Origin of the sequence: Pseudofrankia sp. DC12, assembly GCF_000966285.1 — a bacterium.
Lineage (GTDB): Bacteria > Actinomycetota > Actinomycetes > Frankiales > Frankiaceae > Pseudofrankia.
In genome coordinates, this window is sequence record NZ_KQ031391.1 from 4207354 (window position 1) to 4224086 (window position 16733).

Sequence of the window (16733 nt, forward strand, 5' to 3'; positions counted from 1 at the left end):
TGGAAGGAAAAGCCGTGATCCGCAACGACTCCTCTGGCGGGCGCGGCGCGCGCCCGCGCCCGCGCGGCCGAGTGGTGGGCCTGCGCGTGACGCTGCCGCTCCTGGGTGCCGCGGTCGCCCTGGCGATCTCCGCCGCGGCCTGCGGCGGTGGCGGCAGCTCCGGCGTCCCCGATCTGCGGCCGACGGCCCGGGCAGCGAGCGCCGGCGTGAACGGGGTCAACGGCGCGACCGCGTCCCCCGAGTGCGCCAGCAAGGTCAAGACGCTGTCCTTCTACGGCGTCGCGCAGCTCTCGGACGTCGCCAAGTCCGCGAAGCTGTACATGGAGAAGGCCCACCCCGGCCTGACCGTCCAGCTCAACTCCACGGCGGGCGACTACGTCCAGCTGGTCCAGCAGATCTCGGCGGACAGGGCCGCCGGCAAGCAGACCGACGTCGCCGTCGCCGGCTTCGACCTGCTGCCGGTGTTCGCCAAGCAGCTGGGCGCCCAGGAGCTGCCAGCGTCGCTGCTGCGCAGCACCTACGACCAGCGTTTCCTCAAGCTCGGCCAGGTGGGCGGCAAGCAGATCGGCATCCCGGACCAGGTCTCGATGCCGGTGCTGGCGTACAACGCGGACGTCCTGGCCAAGGCCGGTGTCGACCCGAAGACGCTGGCGACGACCGACGGCGTGCTCGCCGCCGCCGCCAAGATCAAGGCGGCTGACCCGAGCATCCAGCCGATCGACCTGCCCACCGGCCAGCAGTTCGGCCAGTGGTACCTCAGCACGCTCGCGAGCTCCAAGGGCACCCTGATCCAGAACGCGAACGGCACGCCGAACCTGACGGCGCCCGACGTCGTCGCGGCGGCGCAGTTCCTCGGCAAGGCCGGCGCCTTCGGCCCGCAGTCCGACGACCCGACGCAGGGCGGCCTGCTGAGGTTCGGCATCCAGAAGCAGACCGCGATGGTCGGGGCGACCATCGCCTCGATCGGGGCCGGCATCAAGTACATCCAGAGCCAGGGGGCGAAGGGCTTCAAGTTCGGCGTGATGCCCTTCCCGACGCTGCCCGGCGGCAAGAACCTCCCAATCGCCGGTGGCAACGCGCTGACCGTGCTCGCCACCGACAAGTGCCAGAAGGAGATGGCCACCGAGCTGGTGGTCGCGATGCTGGCCCCGGACGTCGTGGCCGCCAGCGTCGAGGCGGTCAGCTACCTTCCGGTCGACACCGCTGCCGCCACCGAGCTGGCCGGCTTTTACCAGCAGTACCCCGAGCTGGTGCAGTTCAAGGGCCTCGGTGACTTCCTGCGGCCGGCGCCGGCCTGGCCGGGCACCCGCGGCGGCGAGGTGCCGCAGGCACTCACCGACCAGGTGATCCACGTGATGAAGGGCACCGGCCCGGCGACGGCCATGCGTGACGCCCAGGCGACGGCGACACAGCTGACCGCGTCATGACCGGCACGGACGTGGCCGCGCGGCCCGACGGCGCCATCACCCCCGGCGAGACGGCCGGGGTGCCGATCGAGATGGTGGGCCTGGGCCGGGACTTCGGCTCGGTCAGGGCGCTCGACGACGTGAGCATGTCGGTGCGGCCCGGCGAGATCGTCGCGCTGCTCGGCCCGTCCGGCTCGGGAAAGTCGACCCTGCTGCGGATCTGCGCTGGCCTGGAGGCGGCCTCCGCCGGCCAGTTGCTGTTCGCCGGCGTGGACCAGGCCGGCATCGCCCCGCACCAGCGGGACGTCTCCCTGGTGTTCCAGCACTACGCGCTCTACCCGCACCTCTCAGCGCTGGACAACCTGACGCTCGCGCTGCGCTACGGCCGCCGGCAGCCCAAGAAGGCGGCCGTGGCGCGGGCCCGCGAGACGCTGGACATGCTCGGCATCGGCGCGCTGGCCGATCGGCGCCCCGCCCAGATGTCCGGCGGCCAGCGCCAGCGGGTCGCGATCGGCCGGGCGCTGGCGCGGCAGTCCCGGGTCGTGCTGCTCGACGAGCCGATGTCGGGCCTGGACGCCAAGCTGCGGGTCGAGCTGCGGGTGGAGATCGTCGCGCTGTTGCGCCGGCTCGGGTCCACGGCCCTGTTCGTCACCCATGACCAGGCCGAGGCGATGGCGGTCGGCGACCGGGTCGCGGTCCTCAATGCCGGCCGCCTCGAGCAGCTCGGCACCCCCGACGAGGTCTACGACCGTCCAGCGACCCGGTTCGTGGCCACCTTCGTCGGTAGCCCACCCATGAACGTCCTGGACGGCACCCTCGCCGGCGGCGTCCTGCGCGGTGCTGGATTCGCCGTCGCGGCCCCGGCCGGAGCGTCGGCCGTCGGCGTCCGCCCGGAAGGGCTGACGTTGGCCTCGGCCGAGCCGGCGCCCGGCGCCGTCGCGCCGCTCGGCGACGGCGCGGGTGTCGACGACGGCGCGGCGCCCGCCGACGGCACCCTGCGGCTGGACGGCACTGTCGTGGTCTCCGAACGCCTGGGCGCCGAACGTGTCATCTACGTCCAGACCGTGGCCGGCCCCGTGGCCGTCCGCGTCCCGACCGGCAGTTCCGCCCAGCCTGGCGCGTCCGTCACCCTGGCCGCCCGGGCCGCAGCCTGCGCGTTCTTCGCCTCGGACGGGGCGCTGCTCCCGGCGCGCCGGTAGGGCTTCCGCGGATCGCCCCGAGCCGCCGGTCAGAAAGAGGTCCCCACCGGCTCGCGCTCGCACCGGGTGGTGGGCAACGGAGGTGTCGGTCCGCGAGCCGGTGGGGACGTGCGGGCAGGCCGGAGGCAGCGAGGAGCTCGGGCGAGTCCTCGCGTGGTCGCCGGCTCTGGCGGCAGGCCGCGGCCCCGTGGCCCGGCCGCTCGGGCCGCCGGACCACTCGGGCCGCGGGTTGGCCGGACGGCCGGTCAGACCAGCTCGGCGAGCTGCTGGTCGAGGTCGCGCGCGGCTGGGACGGCGGTGTGGCGGCGCAGCCGGCGGCGGACCTCGTCGGCGCGCCGGGCGTTGCGCCGGGACCGGGTCGCGGTCAGCAGCGGGATCGACTCGGTGGCCAGGGCGCAGCCGTTGTCGAGGTTGCCCAGGTCGATCTGCACGCCGGCCCGGCGCAGCAGGTAGGTGGCGTGGTCGCGGACCTTCTGGGCCGGGTGGGCGAGCAGCGCCTGGCCGAGCCAGCGGTCGGCGGACGGGAGGTGTCCGAGGTCGATGTAGCAGCAGCCGACCTGCGCCTGGAACTCGGCCTCGTCGAAGTAGACGGCCCACGGCGGGTCCTGCGCCTTCGCGTGGCTGAACGCCGCCTCGGCGATGCCCAGCTCCCGCATGCAGGAGACCTGGTCGCCGAGCGCCGCGTGCGCGCGGGCCATCCGCATGTGCAGCATCGCGCCGACCCGGCCGCTGGCGCCGGCCGCCGTGCGCACGGCGGCGTCGGCCAGCTCGATCGCCTCGGCCGGACGGGAGAAGTCGACGCACTGCAACGACATGTTCTTCAGCACGTTGGCGCCGAGCAGCCGGTCGCCGCCGACGTGCGCCGCGTGCAGTGCGGTCACCCAGTACCGCTGGGCCGCGGTCTGGTAGCCGGCGTCGAACGAGACCCAGCCGGCGAACCGGGCCAGCTCCGCCGCGACGACGTGCAGCTGGCGGCCGATCCGCTCCGAGTAGCGGCTGCGGGAGAGCAGCTGGGTGACAACGCCCAGCTCGGCGTCGACCAGGCGGCGGACGCTCTCGCCACCGAGGCGGTCGTCCATCACCCGCAGGCCCGGGATGTTGTGCGCGATCCGGTGCACGATCTGCTCGTCAACGAGGCCGCCGTCGAGCGCGCCGGCGAGGTGCGCGGGCTCCAGGCCGAGCCACTCGCCGGCCAGCACGGCGACGCCTGACCCGGTGATCGTCAGGAACCCCCTGCGGTCGGTGAGGGCGTCCTGCACGACGTCGGTGAGGGCGCTGAGACTGCCGGCCTGCGTCCACGGGTAGTCGGTGCGGACGTTGTCGCCCGTGGGCAGCCAGGACGGCCAGGGGTGGGACTCCAGCCGCTCGGTCGGCACCCCCAGCTCGGTGGCCAGGGCGAGCTGGGACACCCGGTCCGGGACGACGCCACGGTGCTCCCAGCGCCACACCTTCTGCCGCTCGGCCGCCATGTTGGCCACGCCCAGGTCACGCGCCCGCTTGGCGACGACACGGGCGAGCTTCTGATACGACCAGCCCCGTTGGGCACGGACGAAGGCCAATGGGTGTGCGCAGGCCTGGGCGTTCTCCGTCAGCATCGACGATCTCCTCCGGATTGCGTGCACAGATATCCGTGGCGACAGCCGGGTCAGGGGCAGGGTCCCCGCCAGTCCCGCTGGGACCGGCCGGGATGTCGGCGGGACATCCTTGGCCCACCGCTCCCTGTGCGACCGCCCCCCGCGGGCCTGCTTTTCGCGGGTCCGCTAGCGCTCCACAACCCGGTGGCGGTCACTGCGTGTCGCCTGACGAACGTTTCGTAGGCGCATGGCAACGCTATGTCGCGACATCTGCCATCGATAGTGTTGACCGCAGTGCGTTGCGTGCATTGAGGCCACAAGTGGCCCACTCGTGGCCCTCGATTGCACACCCCCGGACAATCGCCGCCGTCGGCGTAGGCCCGGCCGCGCCGGCCATCTGGGCCCTGATCAGCCAGGATGGCGGCAGGGGTGACATCGGGGGCGGAACCAGGCCGCGACGGTGTGGGTGTGCAGTCGGCCGGGCGAAGTGCGCCGGGTCCGAAGACCAGCTTGATCCTGGCGCCGACCTGACTGGCACTCGTGAGCCACAAGGGCCGTGTACGACCCAAAAAAACCGGCGGATCCGTACATGGAAGGCGAGGATCGGAGGCCGGCCGCACGGTGGAAAAGCCGGCCGCCACGCCGCTACGTGACCGCCGTCGGACACGGATCGTGACGGGCAGCGGCGGGCCCATCGGGCCGACGCCCGGCCACCCGGCGAGGTTCGAGGCCGCGCCGGGCACTGCCGCGGGAGCCGGCTAGCGCAGCAGGTGGCCGGCGGGCCGATCCGGCCGGACCGGGCCGGAGCAGGGATCGATCTGGGCGGCGACCTCGTGGCCGTCCTGGTCGTTGACGACGAGCGGAGCGTCATCCGCGACGGAGCGCTTGACCATCGCCAGCGCCACCGGGCCCAGCTCGGCGTGTACGCGGGAGGAGCCGACGAAGCCGACCTGCCGGCCGCCGGTCACCACCGGCGACCCGGGCGCGGCGGCCGCCCCGTCCAGGTGCAACAGCACCAGCCGGCGTGGGGGCCGGCCGAGGTTGTGTACCCGGGCCACCGTCTCCTGGCCCCGGTAGCAGCCCTTGTCCAGGTGCACGGCGCCGGTGAGCCAGCCGACCTCGTGCGGGATCGTGCGGTGGTCCGTGTCGGCACCGAGCCGGGGGCGGTGGGCGGCGATCCGGATCGCCTCGAACGCGTCGACCCCGGCCGCCGTCGCGCCGGCGGCGAGCAGCCGCTGTGCGACCGTGACGAGTGCGGATCGCGCGACCAGCAGATCGGCGCCGTAGGGCATCCGGCGGGCCAGCACGTCCGGTCCGAACCGTGCGACCGGGTAGCGGCCCGCCTCGGCCGGCAGCCCCGCCGCGCCGTCGCCCGTCGGCGCGGCCCAGTCGGCCGGCACGTCCGCCTCGTCGCCCCCCAGCGCCCGGGTGACCGTCGCCGCGGCCTCGGGGCCAACCAGCGACAGCACGGCCGTCGTCGCCGTCACGTCCGCCGGCTCGACTCGGAGCAGGAAACGCATCGACTCCAGGAAGCGGGTCAGCGTGGCCGCGCCGCCGGGCTGATCGTCGCCGAGGGAGGCGGCACCGCCCGGCTCGACGTCGATCCAGGTCGTCTGGCCGTCGTCGGCGAGCACCAGATGATGTTCGACGTGACCGTGCGGGGACAGCAGCAGCGCCTCGGTGCCGCGCATCGGGCGCAGCGCGCTCAGGTGCTGGGAAGTCAGGCTGTGCAGCCAGGTCAGCCGGTCCGGCCCGGTGACCCGCACGACGCCGCGGTGCGACCGGTCCACCAGCACCGCGCCGGTCGAGGCCAGGCGCTGCTCCCGCAGCGGGTCGCCGTAGTGCGCGGCCACCCCCGCGTCGGCCCCGTCGGCCGCGACCGCGCCGGGCAGGTCGAGCAACGGTGACCGGTAGCCGGCGGTGGCGGTCGGGTCCGAGGCGGTGGCGGCGTCGCTCATGCCACTAGTCAACCCTCACCGTGGGCAGAACAGTCCGCGCATCGGCCGGCCAGCGCCACGTGGTCGACGTTCACCGTGAAGCCGAGCTCCCGGCGCAGGTCGTCGACCAGGCCGGCCAGTCGGTCCGGGGACAGCTCGCTGATCGCGCCGCACCCGCCGCAGACCAGGTGGATATGCCGGTCGTGGCCGGTGACGTGATAGGTCGGGGCCCCGTGGGTGAGGTGCGCATGGGAGACCAGCCCGAGGTCTTCCAGCAGGTCGAGCGTGCGGTAGACGGTCGAGATGTTCACGGCGGTGGCGGTCCGGCGGACCTCGGTGACGATCGCTTCCGGCGTCGCGTGTCCCAGCTTCGCGACCGCCTCCAGCACGAGCTGGCGCTGCGGGGTGAGCCGGTACCCCCGGCCGCGCAGCCGGACCTGCCAGTCCTCGCCCGACTCGTTGCCAGCCACGTGATCTGGCGACATGGCGTCTCGCAACGCGGTGTCAGGCGACACGCCGCGCAGACCGTGGCCGGATGATCCATGGCTGTGCGGCCTATAGACGTCGGGCGGCATACCGTCAAGTCTAGGCGGGCGCCGTTGGTCACAGCGCGGGCCGGAGTGGCGATCACCGGCTGGCGGGTACGACAGCAGGCGGTCGCGCCACGCGGTCCGGGGGAGCGGCCGCGCCGGCGGCGGGCCGCCGACGAACGAGGAGGTGGCCGTGGCGGAGTCGGTGCTGGTCGTCTGGGACAGCGAGCGGGCGGTACCGCATGACCTGGCGGCCCCGCTGCTGCGGGCCGACGACGGCGCCGTGCTGCGCGGCGACGGGCTGTTCGAGACGCTGCGGACCCACGACGGGCGGATCTTCCTGCTTGACGAGCACCTGGCCCGGCTGGCCTGCTCCGCCGGCGCGCTCCAGCTCGCCGTCCCGCCGGCCGCCGCCTGGCGCGCGCTCGCGCGGGCGGCGACGGAGCTCTTCTACAGGGCCGGGCCGACCCCCAAGCCGGCTGATTCTGCCGTAACCGGCTCAGGCCGCGACGCCGGCCAGGACGGGCGGCTGCGGCTCGCCGCGACGCGCGGGCCGGGCGGCGGCGCTCCGGTCGTCTACGCGCTGCTCGAACCGGTCCCGGCGACGGTCGCGGCGGCCAGAGCGACCGGTGTCCACGCGATGACCCTCTCGCTGGGCGTGACGGCGACGGGCCGGCGGCACACTCCCTGGCTGCTGCCCGGCGCCAAGCACCTGTCCTACGCGGTCCCGATGGCAGCGCAGCGGTTCGCCGAGGCGGCGGGGGCCGCCGAGGCGGTGTGGGTCTCGGTCGACGGTGAGGTCCTGGAGGGCACCACCTCCTCCGTCATCGCGGTCGTCGCGGGCCGGGCCTGCACACCGCCACCGACCGAGCTGGGCCTGCTTGCCGGAACGACGGTGGCCGCGGTGGCTCGGCTGGCCGAGCGGGCTGGCCTCGACGGCGGGATCGCCGAGCGGCGACTGGCCCTCGACGAGCTGCGGGCGGCGGACGAGGCGATGCTCGTCTCCAGCATCCGCGGCGTCGCCCCGCTGGTCCGGCTGGACGGCCGGCCGATCGGGTCCGGCGCCGTCGGACCAATTGGAACCACTTTGCGTGACGCCCTTGAGCGGGCCGTCCGGCGTGGCGTTCTGGACTGACGAACGCCCGCCGGCCGGGCGGTTCCGAGCCCCGTCCAGGTAGCCGGCGAAAAATGCGTTGCTCTGCCACCCGGGTCGCGCGTAGCGTCGCCGGTACACGGGAGAGGAGGTGGTCCAGACTTGTGTAGTAGTTGGACTCGTGAGGTGACTGTCAGCTAGTGCCGGTCTCCTTGTGCTCACCTCCTTGGTGTCCCTGAGGGCACCGGCCGGCGAGTACCAGGCAGTCACCGGGCCCCCGGGTGCCGTCGTTCAGTCCCGACGGCCCGCGCACCGCATCCGCGGGCGCGGAGCAACCCGGGGGTTTTCACGTTCCGGGCCACCCGCGGCCCGGAACCGCCCCGATGGGCATTTCCAGGCCGGCTGATCGCCGGAGTGTGCCGAAAACAGCGAAACGAGATCTGGCCCTGCGCCGGCCCGAGCGGGCAGGATCGGCCTATGCCGACCCTCGTCCTGCTCCGCCATGGCGAAAGCATCTGGAACCAGAAGAACCTGTTCACCGGCTGGGTGGACGTCGACCTGTCCGAGAAGGGCGTCAAGGAGGCCACTCGCGGCGGTGAGCTGCTGCGCGAGGCCGGCGTGCTGCCCGACGTCGTACACACGTCCGTGCTGACCCGCGCGATGCGCACCGCCTGGCTGGCCCTCGACGCCGCCGGCCGGATCTGGATCCCGGTGCGGCGCAGCTGGCGGCTCAACGAGCGTCACTACGGTGGCCTGCAGGGCCTGGACAAGGCCGAGACGCTGGAGAAGTACGGCGAGGAGCAGTTCATGCGCTGGCGCCGCTCCTATGACACCCCGCCACCGGACATCACGCCCGACCGGGAGAGCGGCGTCGACGACCGATACGCGGAGCTCGCCCCCGATCTCATCCCGGCGACCGAGTGCCTCAAGGACGTCGTCGTCCGGATGCTCCCGTACTGGTACGACGCGATCGTGCCGGACCTGCGGACCGGGCGGACGGTGCTGGTCGCGGCGCATGGCAACTCGCTGCGCGCGCTGGTCAAGCACCTGGACGGCATCGGCGACGCCGACATCGCCGCCCTGAACATCCCCACCGGAATCCCGCTGCGCTACGAGCTGGACGACGACCTCAAGGTCATCTCGTCCGCCTACCTCGACCCCGACGCCGCCGAGCTCGCCGCCGCCGCGGTAGCCGCCCAGGGCAAGAAGAAATAGCCGCCGACCAGCACAAGCCGCCTCAAGACCGGTGTTGATCATTAGGTAACGATTTGGGTCCAGCCACAAGACCGGTATGGCTCGCAAGCCACCAGCGGGAGGCGACCCCGCGGCTCCGCGTAGCCCGCCGGCCCAGCCGGCCACGAGTGAAGCGAAGTGGCCGGACTGGGCCGGCGAGCGGAGCGAAGCCCTGTTCGCGGAGGAGGACGCGAGCCGGAGGTACCGACCGAAGCGAAGCGAGGTCGGTGCCGGAGGCTCGCGCCCGGACGGAGCGAACCAAGGGGCAACCTTGCCCCAAACCCCCAACCAACCGCTTTACTCCGCTTTACTCCGCCCAGATCGGCCCACTGGCCGCCGGTGAAAAGCGTGACCCGGCCCACGGCTGGACCCTGGATGGGGTCGGCCTCGGTGTCTACGCCAGCCGTCGATACAGGGCTGGTCGGGGCGCGGAGCGTCCTGACCGGACGGTCGCGAGCGGCGCGCTGCAGTGTGACGCGACTGTCGGCTGGACCCTGGATGGGGTCGGCCTCGGTGTCTACGCCAGCCGTCGATACAGGGCTGGTCGGGGCGCGGAGCGTCCTGACCGGACGGTCGCGAGCGGCGCGCTAAGCGCGCCGCTCGCGACCGTCCCTACTTTTCGCCGGTCACCAGATACACGACGCGGCGGGCGACGGAGACGGCGTGGTCGGCGTAGCGCTCGTAGAAGCGGCCGCACAGGGTGATGTCGATCGCCGCCTCCATGCCGTGCTCCCACGGCCGCTCCAGCAGGATGTGGAACAGCTGCCGGTGCAGGTGGTCCATCGCGTCGTCGTCGGACTCGAGCTCGGCGGCGAGGTCGGTGTCCCGGCTGGCGATCACCGAGCCGGCCTTGGCGACGATCCGCTGCGCGACCTGGCCCATCTCGGTGATGGTGCCGGAGAGCTCCGGCGGCACGGCCTTGCCTGGGTAACGGCGGCGCGCCACCTTCGCGACGTGCAGCGCCAGGTCGCCCATCCGCTCCAGGTCGGCGACGATGCGCAGGGTGGTGACGATCACTCGGGCGTCGGTCGCGACCGGAGCCTGGCGCGCGAGGATGTCGAACGCGCGCTCCTCGATCTCGTTGCGGAGCAGGTCGACGGTCTCGTCGGCGGTGATGACCTGCTCGGCGAGCTGCAGGTCGGCGTCCAGCAAAGCGGTGGTCGCGCGGGCCATGGCCGAGGCGACCATGCTGCTCATCTCGACGAGGGACACCGTGATGCCCTCGAGCTCCTCGTGGAAGACGTCCCGCACGGGCGGACTCCTGTTCTGATCAAACCGGTCTAGGCCGTTCGGGTCCTGGCGTCCGCCCGGCTAGTCACAACCGGCCGCGGCTAACCGCACGCGGCCACACCTGGTCATGGCCCCGGGACTCGTCGACCCGAGATCGCTGGTCTTCGGATGGATCGACGATGCGGCGACCCAGTCGCTGACCGGTGAACGGAGACGTTAGCGGGGATGAACACCTGACGACGAACCGCCGTGGAGAACCGTTCGGCGGATCCCGGAGGGCCGGGCGACACCTAGCATTCGGCGCGTGGGCGACAGGTCGGTGGATGACGTGACAAGCATGCTACGGTACGCGATCCCGTCCGTGCCGACTCGCGTCGCCGTGTCGTGGCCGGCCCGTGTGCGCCTGGTGTCCGGCCCGACCCGGCCGTGTTCCCCGGGAGACCGCCGATGAGCACGCCGCCGCCAGCCTCCGCCGGGTCGTTGCGCGAGACGGACCGGCCTGGCCCGCCGGCGGTCGCCGGCGAGGGGCCCGCCGACTCGTTGCCCGCGGACCAGCTGCGCCGGCTGGTCTCGGCGCTGCCGTCCGGTGTCGTCGTGCTGACCACCCGCGACGAGGTGGTGATGGCGAACCCGGCCGCCCGCGCGATGGGCGTGGTGGTCGACAACCGGATCGGCGTCCCCTCCGTGGCGGATATCGTCCGGCGCACCCGTCGGGCCGGCTCCGGCCTGGACGGCCAGCTGGACCTGCCGCCCGTGCCGCCACCGCCGCTCACTCGGCCACGCCCGGACCAGGAGCCGCTCGCCGTCCGGGTCCGGACCAGACCGCTCGGCGGCGTCGGCCACATCGCGGTGATCCTCGACGACGTCACCGAGTCCCGCCGGGTCGATGCCGTGCGACGTGACTTCGTGGCCAACATCAGCCACGAGTTGAAGACGCCGGTCGGCGCGCTGCACGTGCTCGCCGAGGCGGTGCAGGCGGCGAGCGAGGACCCGGTCGCGGTCCGCCGGTTCGCCGAACGCATGACGCACGAGTCCGCCCGGCTCGCGCGGCTTGTCCAGGAGATCATCCATCTGTCCCGGCTGCAGGGCGCGGACCCGCTGCCGGAGCTCCGGCCGGTAGCGGTCGGCAACGTGGTCGCCGAAGCGGTCGACCGCAACCGGCTGGCCGCGCAGACCCGCGGCATCTCGGTGGCGGTGATCGGGCAGACCGACGCGGGCGTGCTCGGCGACGAGGCACAGCTGGTGACGGCCGTGGCGAACCTGCTGGAGAACGCGGTGAACTATTCGCCGCGCGGCACCAGGGTGGGGCTCGGGGTGCGTTGTGCCGGTGACATGGTGGAGATCTCGGTCGCGGATGAGGGCATCGGGATCGCCGAGAAGGACCTGGAACGTGTCTTCGAGCGCTTCTACCGCGCGGACCCGGCCCGGTCTCGGGAAACCGGCGGCACTGGGCTGGGCCTGGCGATCGTCAAGCACATCGTGACCAACCATGGCGGCACGGTCGGTGTCTGGAGCTCCGAGGGCGCGGGCTCCACCTTCACGTTGCGGCTGCCGTCCTACCACGACGACCTCGCTGACGGCGATGACCCGTATGACCCGCCGGACACCGCGCCGCAGCCGATCATTGGCCTGACAGCCGGCGGGCCGCTCCCGGTGCCAGGAGCGGGTTCCGCGAATGGAAGGGGCCCCCAGCTCGGCGAACGGGCTGACGGCGGCCCCGCGGTCGCGGAAGATCGAGAGGGTGCCGCGCCGGCGGCCGACCAGGCGGCCGCACCGAACGTGACAGTGGCACCGAACGTGGCAGCCGCACCGAACGTGACAGCTACTTCCGCGTCTACCGCCGCGCACGAGACCGCCGCCGCACCCGAGGCGGGCGCCCCCGACGAGGGGGCGTTCTCGGACGAGGCGGGGGCGCCGGACACGACGTCGGCCCGGACACAGCAGCCGGGACCGGAGACCAGGACCACCAGGTCGAGCAAGGGACGGACGGCCGGGAACAGGACCGCCGGCACCTGACCACAGGTGAACGACTGTCCGGTCGATCAACGACCGGACGGGCACGATCAGGAAGCCGACGAGAACAACGAGCCGCCACCGACGCCCGCGAGACCCGCGGACCGGCCGGCCCGCGAAAGGAAGAGTGACCGGTGACCCGCCTGCTCGTGGTGGAGGACGAGGAGTCGTTCTCGGAGGCCCTGTCCTTCATGTTGGAGCGTGAGGGATTCGACGTCGCGGTGGCCGCTGACGGGCATGCCGCGCTGTCGGACTTCGAACGGCACGGGGCGGACCTGGTGCTGCTCGACGTCATGCTGCCCGGCCTGTCCGGCACCGAGGTGTGCCGGGCCTTGCGACAGAAGTCCTCCGTTCCGGTGATCATGCTGACTGCTCGGGACAGCGAGATCGACAAGGTGCTCGGTCTGGAGCTCGGGGCGGATGACTACGTCACCAAGCCGTTCTCCGCGCGCGAGCTCGTCGCGCGGATCCGGGCCGTGTTGCGCCGCCGTGGCAGCGAGCCGGACGAGGCCGCGCCGGTGACGCTGGAGGCCGGTGGCGTCCGGATGGACGTCGAGCGCCACGTCGTGACCGTGCACGGCGCGGCGGTCGCGCTGCCGCTCAAGGAGTTCGAGCTGCTGGAGATGTTCCTGCGCAACACCGGCCGGGTACTGACCCGAGGGCAGCTGATCGACCGGGTCTGGGGGTCGGACTACGTGGGCGACACGAAGACGCTCGACGTCCACGTCAAGCGGCTCCGCGCGAAGATCGAGTCCGAGCCGGGCAACCCTCGGCACCTCGTAACCGTCCGAGGACTGGGCTACAAGTTCGAGCCGTAGGACACGCGGCCATCGCGGGCCGGGCGGCCCGGCCCGCGCGGCGCGGCCCGCGCGGTCGTCGGCCGGCCCGCGAAGCAGGTCACGCCTGCCTCGCGGGGGCCGGTGCGGAGCTTGGCCGGGCGGGTCCGTCTGGCCGGCCCCAGGCGACCTGGGTTCGTGTCTCTGCGCGACCTCGTGGGCCTGGACGGGTGGCCGGCGAGCAGCCGTGGGGCAGGAGAACAGCATGGGCGCGTACCGTCTTACGTCGCTCGACCACGCGTCGGCGGGTGTCGAGGGAGGTCGGCCCGGCCCGGCGGCGTCGCGGCCGGTGCGGTGCGGGCGGTGCGCGACACAGGGGGACGGGCAATGCGGCTGAGGTTCTCACCGACGGCGCGGGCGGAGAAGGACGGGTCCGGGCTGGCGGCGGACGCCGGTGGTGGCCGGGTGCTGCCCGGTGTGGTGGTGCCACGCCGCTCGGCGGTCGCGTCGACAACGCTGGTTCCGGCGGGGGCATCTTCCTGGCCAGGGGCATCCGCGTCTCCGGGGGCGGCAGAGCCGGGGACCGCGGGCCAGCTCGTCGGTCCGGAGGGCGTGGCGGCCTCATCGCTGGTGGGCCAGCCGCGGGTGACCGCGGTCGCCCTGCCCGCGCCGCCAGCCCAGCCGATGCGGCTCGGCGTCATCGACATCGGCTCGAACACCGTGCATCTGCTGGTAGTCGACGCTCACCATGGCGCGGCGCCGCGGCCGGCGGCGAGCGTGCGGGTGCCGCTGCGGCTCGTCGAGCTGCTGGACGACTCCGGCGCGCTGTCGGTCAGCGGTGAGAACGCCCTCGTCGACTGCATCCTCGACCTGCGTCGGCAGGCCGAGGAACTGGCCGTCTTCGACCTCGTGGCGTTCGCCACATCCGCGTTGCGGGACGCCACCAACAGTGACGACGTCCTCGCTCGGCTGCGGTCGGTGACGGGGGTTGGGGTCGAGGTGCTGCCGGGTGACGACGAGGCGCGGCTGACCTTCCTCGCGGTCCGCCGCTGGCTCGGCTGGAGCGCCGGCCGCCTGCTCGCGATGGACATCGGCGGTGGCTCGCTGGAGATCGGCGCCGGCCTCGACGAGGAGCCCGACGTCGTCGCGTCGCTGCCGCTGGGCGCGAGCCGCCTCACCCGGGACTGGCTGACGACCGACCCGCCGAGCCAGCGTGAGCTGTCCGCGCTGCGCCGTTACGTGCGGGCGCAGATCGCGCCGGTCGTCGGCAAGCTCTACCACGTCGGCGAGCCCACCCGCGCGGTCGCGACCTCGAAGACCTTCCGCTCGCTGGCCCGGATCGCGGGCGCAGAGCCTTACAGCCGTGGGCCCTACCTCCGCCGGGTCCTGCGCCGGTCTGACCTGGAGGCGGCCGCGAAGGTGGTCTGCCGGATGTCCTCGACGACGCGGACCTCGCTGCCCGGGGTGTCCGCATCCCGCGCCGCACAGCTCGCCGCGGGCGCGGTGGTCGCCGTGGAGACGATGGACCTGCTGTCCGTCGACGAGGTGGAGATCTGCCCGTGGGCGCTGCGGGAGGGCATCATCCTGCGCCGGCTGGACACCTTGAACTTCGGCTGAGCCCCCGTGAACGGCCACAGAGGGTGAGATCGCTTGGCTCCCCGCCGGACGGGGCACCCCCGCCGTGATGGCCTAGCCTGGGAGCGCGGGCCGTGCGGGGGCTGGCCCTCCATCGCGGAAGAAGGTGTTCGGGTGCGAGTGGGTCACGGACTCGGACGGCTGGGAGCGCACGAGGCGGCCTCCCCGGCCGGCGCCCAGGGCGAGCACGCGCCCGCCCGCGACAGTGACGCGCCGGGTGACGTGACGACCGGCACCCCGGCTGGCGCTGTGGGTGCCACGACGGGCGGCGTGGTACGCGCGCGGCCACGGCCGGTCGCGGGCGGGTCAGAGCGCGGTGGGCCGAGCCTCGTTGCCGCCGACCGGGGCAAGGAGCGGGTGGCGCGGATCCCGGCGGCGAAGGTCGCGCTGTCGACGGCGTCCACCTACCCCGAGTCGACGCCGGCAGCCTTCGAGATGGCCGCCCGGCTGGGCTACGACGGCGTCGAGATCATGGTCTGGACGGACCCGGTCAGCCAGGACCCGCAAGCGCTGCGGCGGCTGGTGGACTACCACGGCATCCCGGTGGCCGCGATCCACTCGCCCTGCCTGCTGCTCACCCAGCGGGTCTGGGGGACCGACCCGTGGGGCAAGCTGGTGCGGGCCCGTTCGGCGGCCGAGACGCTGGACGCGAAGACGGTCGTCGTGCATCCGCCGTTCCGCTGGCAGCGTGACTACGGACGGGACTTCATCGCGGGCATCGAACGGATGGCGCAGGAGACCGACATCCGCTTCGCCGTCGAGAACATGTTCCCGCTGCGGGCTCGTGGCCGCGAGGTGTCTGCCTACGCGCCGGACTGGTCGCCCGTCGAGGACGGCTACCGGCACGTCACCCTCGACCTGTCACACACCAGCGTCTCCCGCTCGAACGCGCTGGCGATGGCCGACGTGCTGGGCGACCGGCTGGCCCACGTGCACCTGGCCGACGGGGTCGGCTCGGCGAAGGACGAGCACCTGGTGCCGGGCCGGGGCACCCAGCCCTGCGCCCAGCTGCTCGAGCGGCTGGCCGCCCGGGGCTTCGACGGCACCGTCGTCGTCGAGATCAACACCCGGCGGGCCGAGACCCGCGCGCAGCGGGAGGCCGACCTCGCCGAGGCGCTCGCCTTCACCCGGCTCAACCTCGCCGCGCCCGCAGCGGCGGCCAGCCCCGGCGGTCTCGTCCTGCCCTGATCCCGGGGGGACGGCGGTGGCGCCGAGGTGCTTCGGTGCCACGATTGGGACATGGGTTCACGTTCGCTGTTCGACCCGCTCGTCGACGCCTATGACGCGGCACGGCCCACCTACCCCGACACGCTGTTCGACGATCTGGAACGGCTCGCCGGCCGGCCCATCGCCGGCACGGATGTCGTCGAGGTCGGCGCGGGAACCGGTATCGCCACCCGGGGGCTGCTCGACCGCGGCGCTCGGGTCGTCCCGTTCGACATCGGCGCGAGCATGCTCGGCCGGCTACGGGAACGCACCCCGGGGATTCCGGCGGCACTCGGTGACGGCGAGGCGTTGCCACTGCGGGCCGGCGTCGCAGACCTGGTCTGCTACGCACAGGCGTGGCACTGGATGCGGGTGCCGGCCGCCGCGGCCGAGGCCGCCCGGGTGCTGCGTCCCGGCGGGGCGCTCGCCGTCTGGTGGAACGACGTGGACGCCGAGGACGAGCGCTGGTGGCAGCGCCAGCAGGACCGGCTGGAAGCGATGAGCCCCGGCTACACGCGCGGCTACCGGACCAGGCCCTATGCCGACGAGCTGCGCTGGACCGGGCAGTTCGCCGACGTCGTGACCCTCGCCGGCCGTTGGGTCCGGCGCCTCGACCTCGAGACCTACCTGACCTGGCTTCGGTCCAAGTCCTATGTCGCCGCGATCGGGGATCGCGAGCAGGACTTCCTCGAAGCGGAGCGTCGCTCGATGCTGCGTGCCTTCCCCGACGGAGTCATCAAGGAGCCGTTCCGCACCCTGCTCGTCGTGGCGGTCGTCGGGACCGGGTCCTGACGGGTCGCCCGACGCCCCGCTTGTCGGGCGCTGAGCGCCCGCTCAACCCTTCGCGGGTTGGACCTGATGCCTGCGGCCCGGGGCGATGCGTGCTCGGGGCCTCTGCTCC

Annotated in this window: 13 protein-coding genes; 9 read left to right on the plus strand and 4 right to left on the minus strand. The window is 73.2% G+C overall.

Annotated elements, in window-relative coordinates; translation table 11 throughout:
- The first annotated feature begins 14 nt into the window (after positions 1 to 14).
- Together FRADC12_RS16895 and FRADC12_RS16900 are read left to right on the plus strand one after the other, a co-directional pair.
- Positions 15 to 1427, plus strand: coding sequence for an extracellular solute-binding protein (locus tag FRADC12_RS16895; RefSeq protein ID WP_198152947.1), 1413 nt, complete (start codon positions 15 to 17; stop codon positions 1425 to 1427).
- Positions 1424 to 2605, plus strand: a complete 1182-nt coding sequence (locus tag FRADC12_RS16900; RefSeq protein ID WP_045877371.1) for an ABC transporter ATP-binding protein — start codon at positions 1424 to 1426, stop codon at positions 2603 to 2605. The genes FRADC12_RS16895 and FRADC12_RS16900 overlap by 4 nt, the downstream gene beginning before the upstream one ends.
- 245 nt (positions 2606 to 2850) lie before the next feature.
- On the opposite strand, the gene FRADC12_RS16905 is transcribed toward FRADC12_RS16900, so the two are convergent.
- From FRADC12_RS16905 to FRADC12_RS16915, 3 genes are all read right to left on the minus strand, one after another.
- Positions 2851 to 4200, minus strand: coding sequence for an NsdA family TPR-like regulatory protein (locus FRADC12_RS16905; protein ID WP_045877372.1), 1350 nt, complete (start codon positions 4198 to 4200; stop codon positions 2851 to 2853).
- A 737-nt stretch (positions 4201 to 4937) separates the two neighbouring features.
- Positions 4938 to 6137, minus strand: coding sequence for a CAF17-like 4Fe-4S cluster assembly/insertion protein YgfZ (gene ygfZ / locus FRADC12_RS16910; RefSeq protein ID WP_045877373.1), 1200 nt, complete (start codon positions 6135 to 6137; stop codon positions 4938 to 4940).
- A gap of 8 nt (positions 6138 to 6145) precedes the next feature.
- Positions 6146 to 6601, minus strand: a complete 456-nt coding sequence (locus FRADC12_RS16915) for a Fur family transcriptional regulator (RefSeq protein ID WP_045879739.1) — start codon at positions 6599 to 6601, stop codon at positions 6146 to 6148.
- A 238-nt stretch (positions 6602 to 6839) separates the two neighbouring features.
- On the opposite strand from FRADC12_RS16915, the gene FRADC12_RS16920 reads away from it, so the two are divergent.
- Together FRADC12_RS16920 and FRADC12_RS16925 are read left to right on the plus strand one after the other, a co-directional pair.
- Entirely contained in the window at positions 6840 to 7781 is a 942-nt protein-coding gene (locus tag FRADC12_RS16920) for an aminotransferase class IV (RefSeq protein WP_198152948.1), read from the plus strand.
- A gap of 435 nt (positions 7782 to 8216) precedes the next feature.
- Positions 8217 to 8954 (plus strand): phosphoglyceromutase, encoded by a 738-nt coding sequence (locus FRADC12_RS16925; protein ID WP_045877374.1) that lies wholly within the window; start codon positions 8217 to 8219, stop codon positions 8952 to 8954.
- 630 nt (positions 8955 to 9584) lie between these two features.
- On the opposite strand, the gene phoU is transcribed toward FRADC12_RS16925, so the two are convergent.
- Positions 9585 to 10223, minus strand: a complete 639-nt coding sequence (gene phoU, locus FRADC12_RS16930) for a phosphate signaling complex protein PhoU (protein WP_045877375.1) — start codon at positions 10221 to 10223, stop codon at positions 9585 to 9587.
- A 426-nt stretch (positions 10224 to 10649) separates the two neighbouring features.
- Between phoU and FRADC12_RS16935 the strand changes: the two genes are divergently transcribed.
- From FRADC12_RS16935 to FRADC12_RS16955, 5 genes are all read left to right on the plus strand, one after another.
- Complete coding sequence (locus FRADC12_RS16935) at positions 10650 to 12218, plus strand: sensor histidine kinase (protein WP_045877376.1); 1569 nt, start codon at positions 10650 to 10652, stop codon at positions 12216 to 12218.
- Positions 12219 to 12349: 131 nt separating this feature from the next.
- Positions 12350 to 13033: a response regulator gene (locus FRADC12_RS16940; RefSeq protein WP_013427420.1), complete on the plus strand. Its 684-nt coding sequence runs from the start codon at positions 12350 to 12352 to the stop codon at positions 13031 to 13033.
- A 345-nt stretch (positions 13034 to 13378) separates the two neighbouring features.
- Complete coding sequence (locus tag FRADC12_RS16945; protein ID WP_084010913.1) at positions 13379 to 14608, plus strand: Ppx/GppA phosphatase family protein; 1230 nt, start codon at positions 13379 to 13381, stop codon at positions 14606 to 14608.
- A 375-nt stretch (positions 14609 to 14983) separates the two neighbouring features.
- Positions 14984 to 15814 (plus strand): sugar phosphate isomerase/epimerase family protein, encoded by an 831-nt coding sequence (locus FRADC12_RS16950; RefSeq protein ID WP_045879742.1) that lies wholly within the window; start codon positions 14984 to 14986, stop codon positions 15812 to 15814.
- Positions 15815 to 15865: 51 nt separating this feature from the next.
- The gene (locus tag FRADC12_RS16955) at positions 15866 to 16624 is read left to right on the plus strand and encodes a class I SAM-dependent methyltransferase (RefSeq protein ID WP_045877377.1); all 759 of its coding nucleotides are present in this window, start codon (positions 15866 to 15868) and stop codon (positions 16622 to 16624) included.
- Positions 16625 to 16733: the final 109 nt, after the last annotated feature.

Excerpts from the sequence above, each read along its gene's own strand:
- ygfZ (WP_045877373.1), bottom strand. The coding sequence starts at position 6,137 with ATGAGCGACGCCGCCACCGCCTCGGACCCGACCGCCACCGCCGGCTAC.
- FRADC12_RS16900 (WP_045877371.1), top strand. The coding sequence starts at position 1,424 with ATGACCGGCACGGACGTGGCCGCGCGGCCCGACGGCGCCATCACCCCC.
- FRADC12_RS16945 (WP_084010913.1), top strand. The coding sequence starts at position 13,379 with ATGCGGCTGAGGTTCTCACCGACGGCGCGGGCGGAGAAGGACGGGTCC.
- FRADC12_RS16955 (WP_045877377.1), top strand. The coding sequence starts at position 15,866 with ATGGGTTCACGTTCGCTGTTCGACCCGCTCGTCGACGCCTATGACGCG.
- FRADC12_RS16915 (WP_045879739.1), bottom strand. The coding sequence starts at position 6,601 with ATGTCGCCAGATCACGTGGCTGGCAACGAGTCGGGCGAGGACTGGCAG.
- FRADC12_RS16935 (WP_045877376.1), top strand. The coding sequence starts at position 10,650 with ATGAGCACGCCGCCGCCAGCCTCCGCCGGGTCGTTGCGCGAGACGGAC.
- FRADC12_RS16925 (WP_045877374.1), top strand. The coding sequence starts at position 8,217 with ATGCCGACCCTCGTCCTGCTCCGCCATGGCGAAAGCATCTGGAACCAG.
- FRADC12_RS16905 (WP_045877372.1), bottom strand. The coding sequence starts at position 4,200 with ATGCTGACGGAGAACGCCCAGGCCTGCGCACACCCATTGGCCTTCGTC.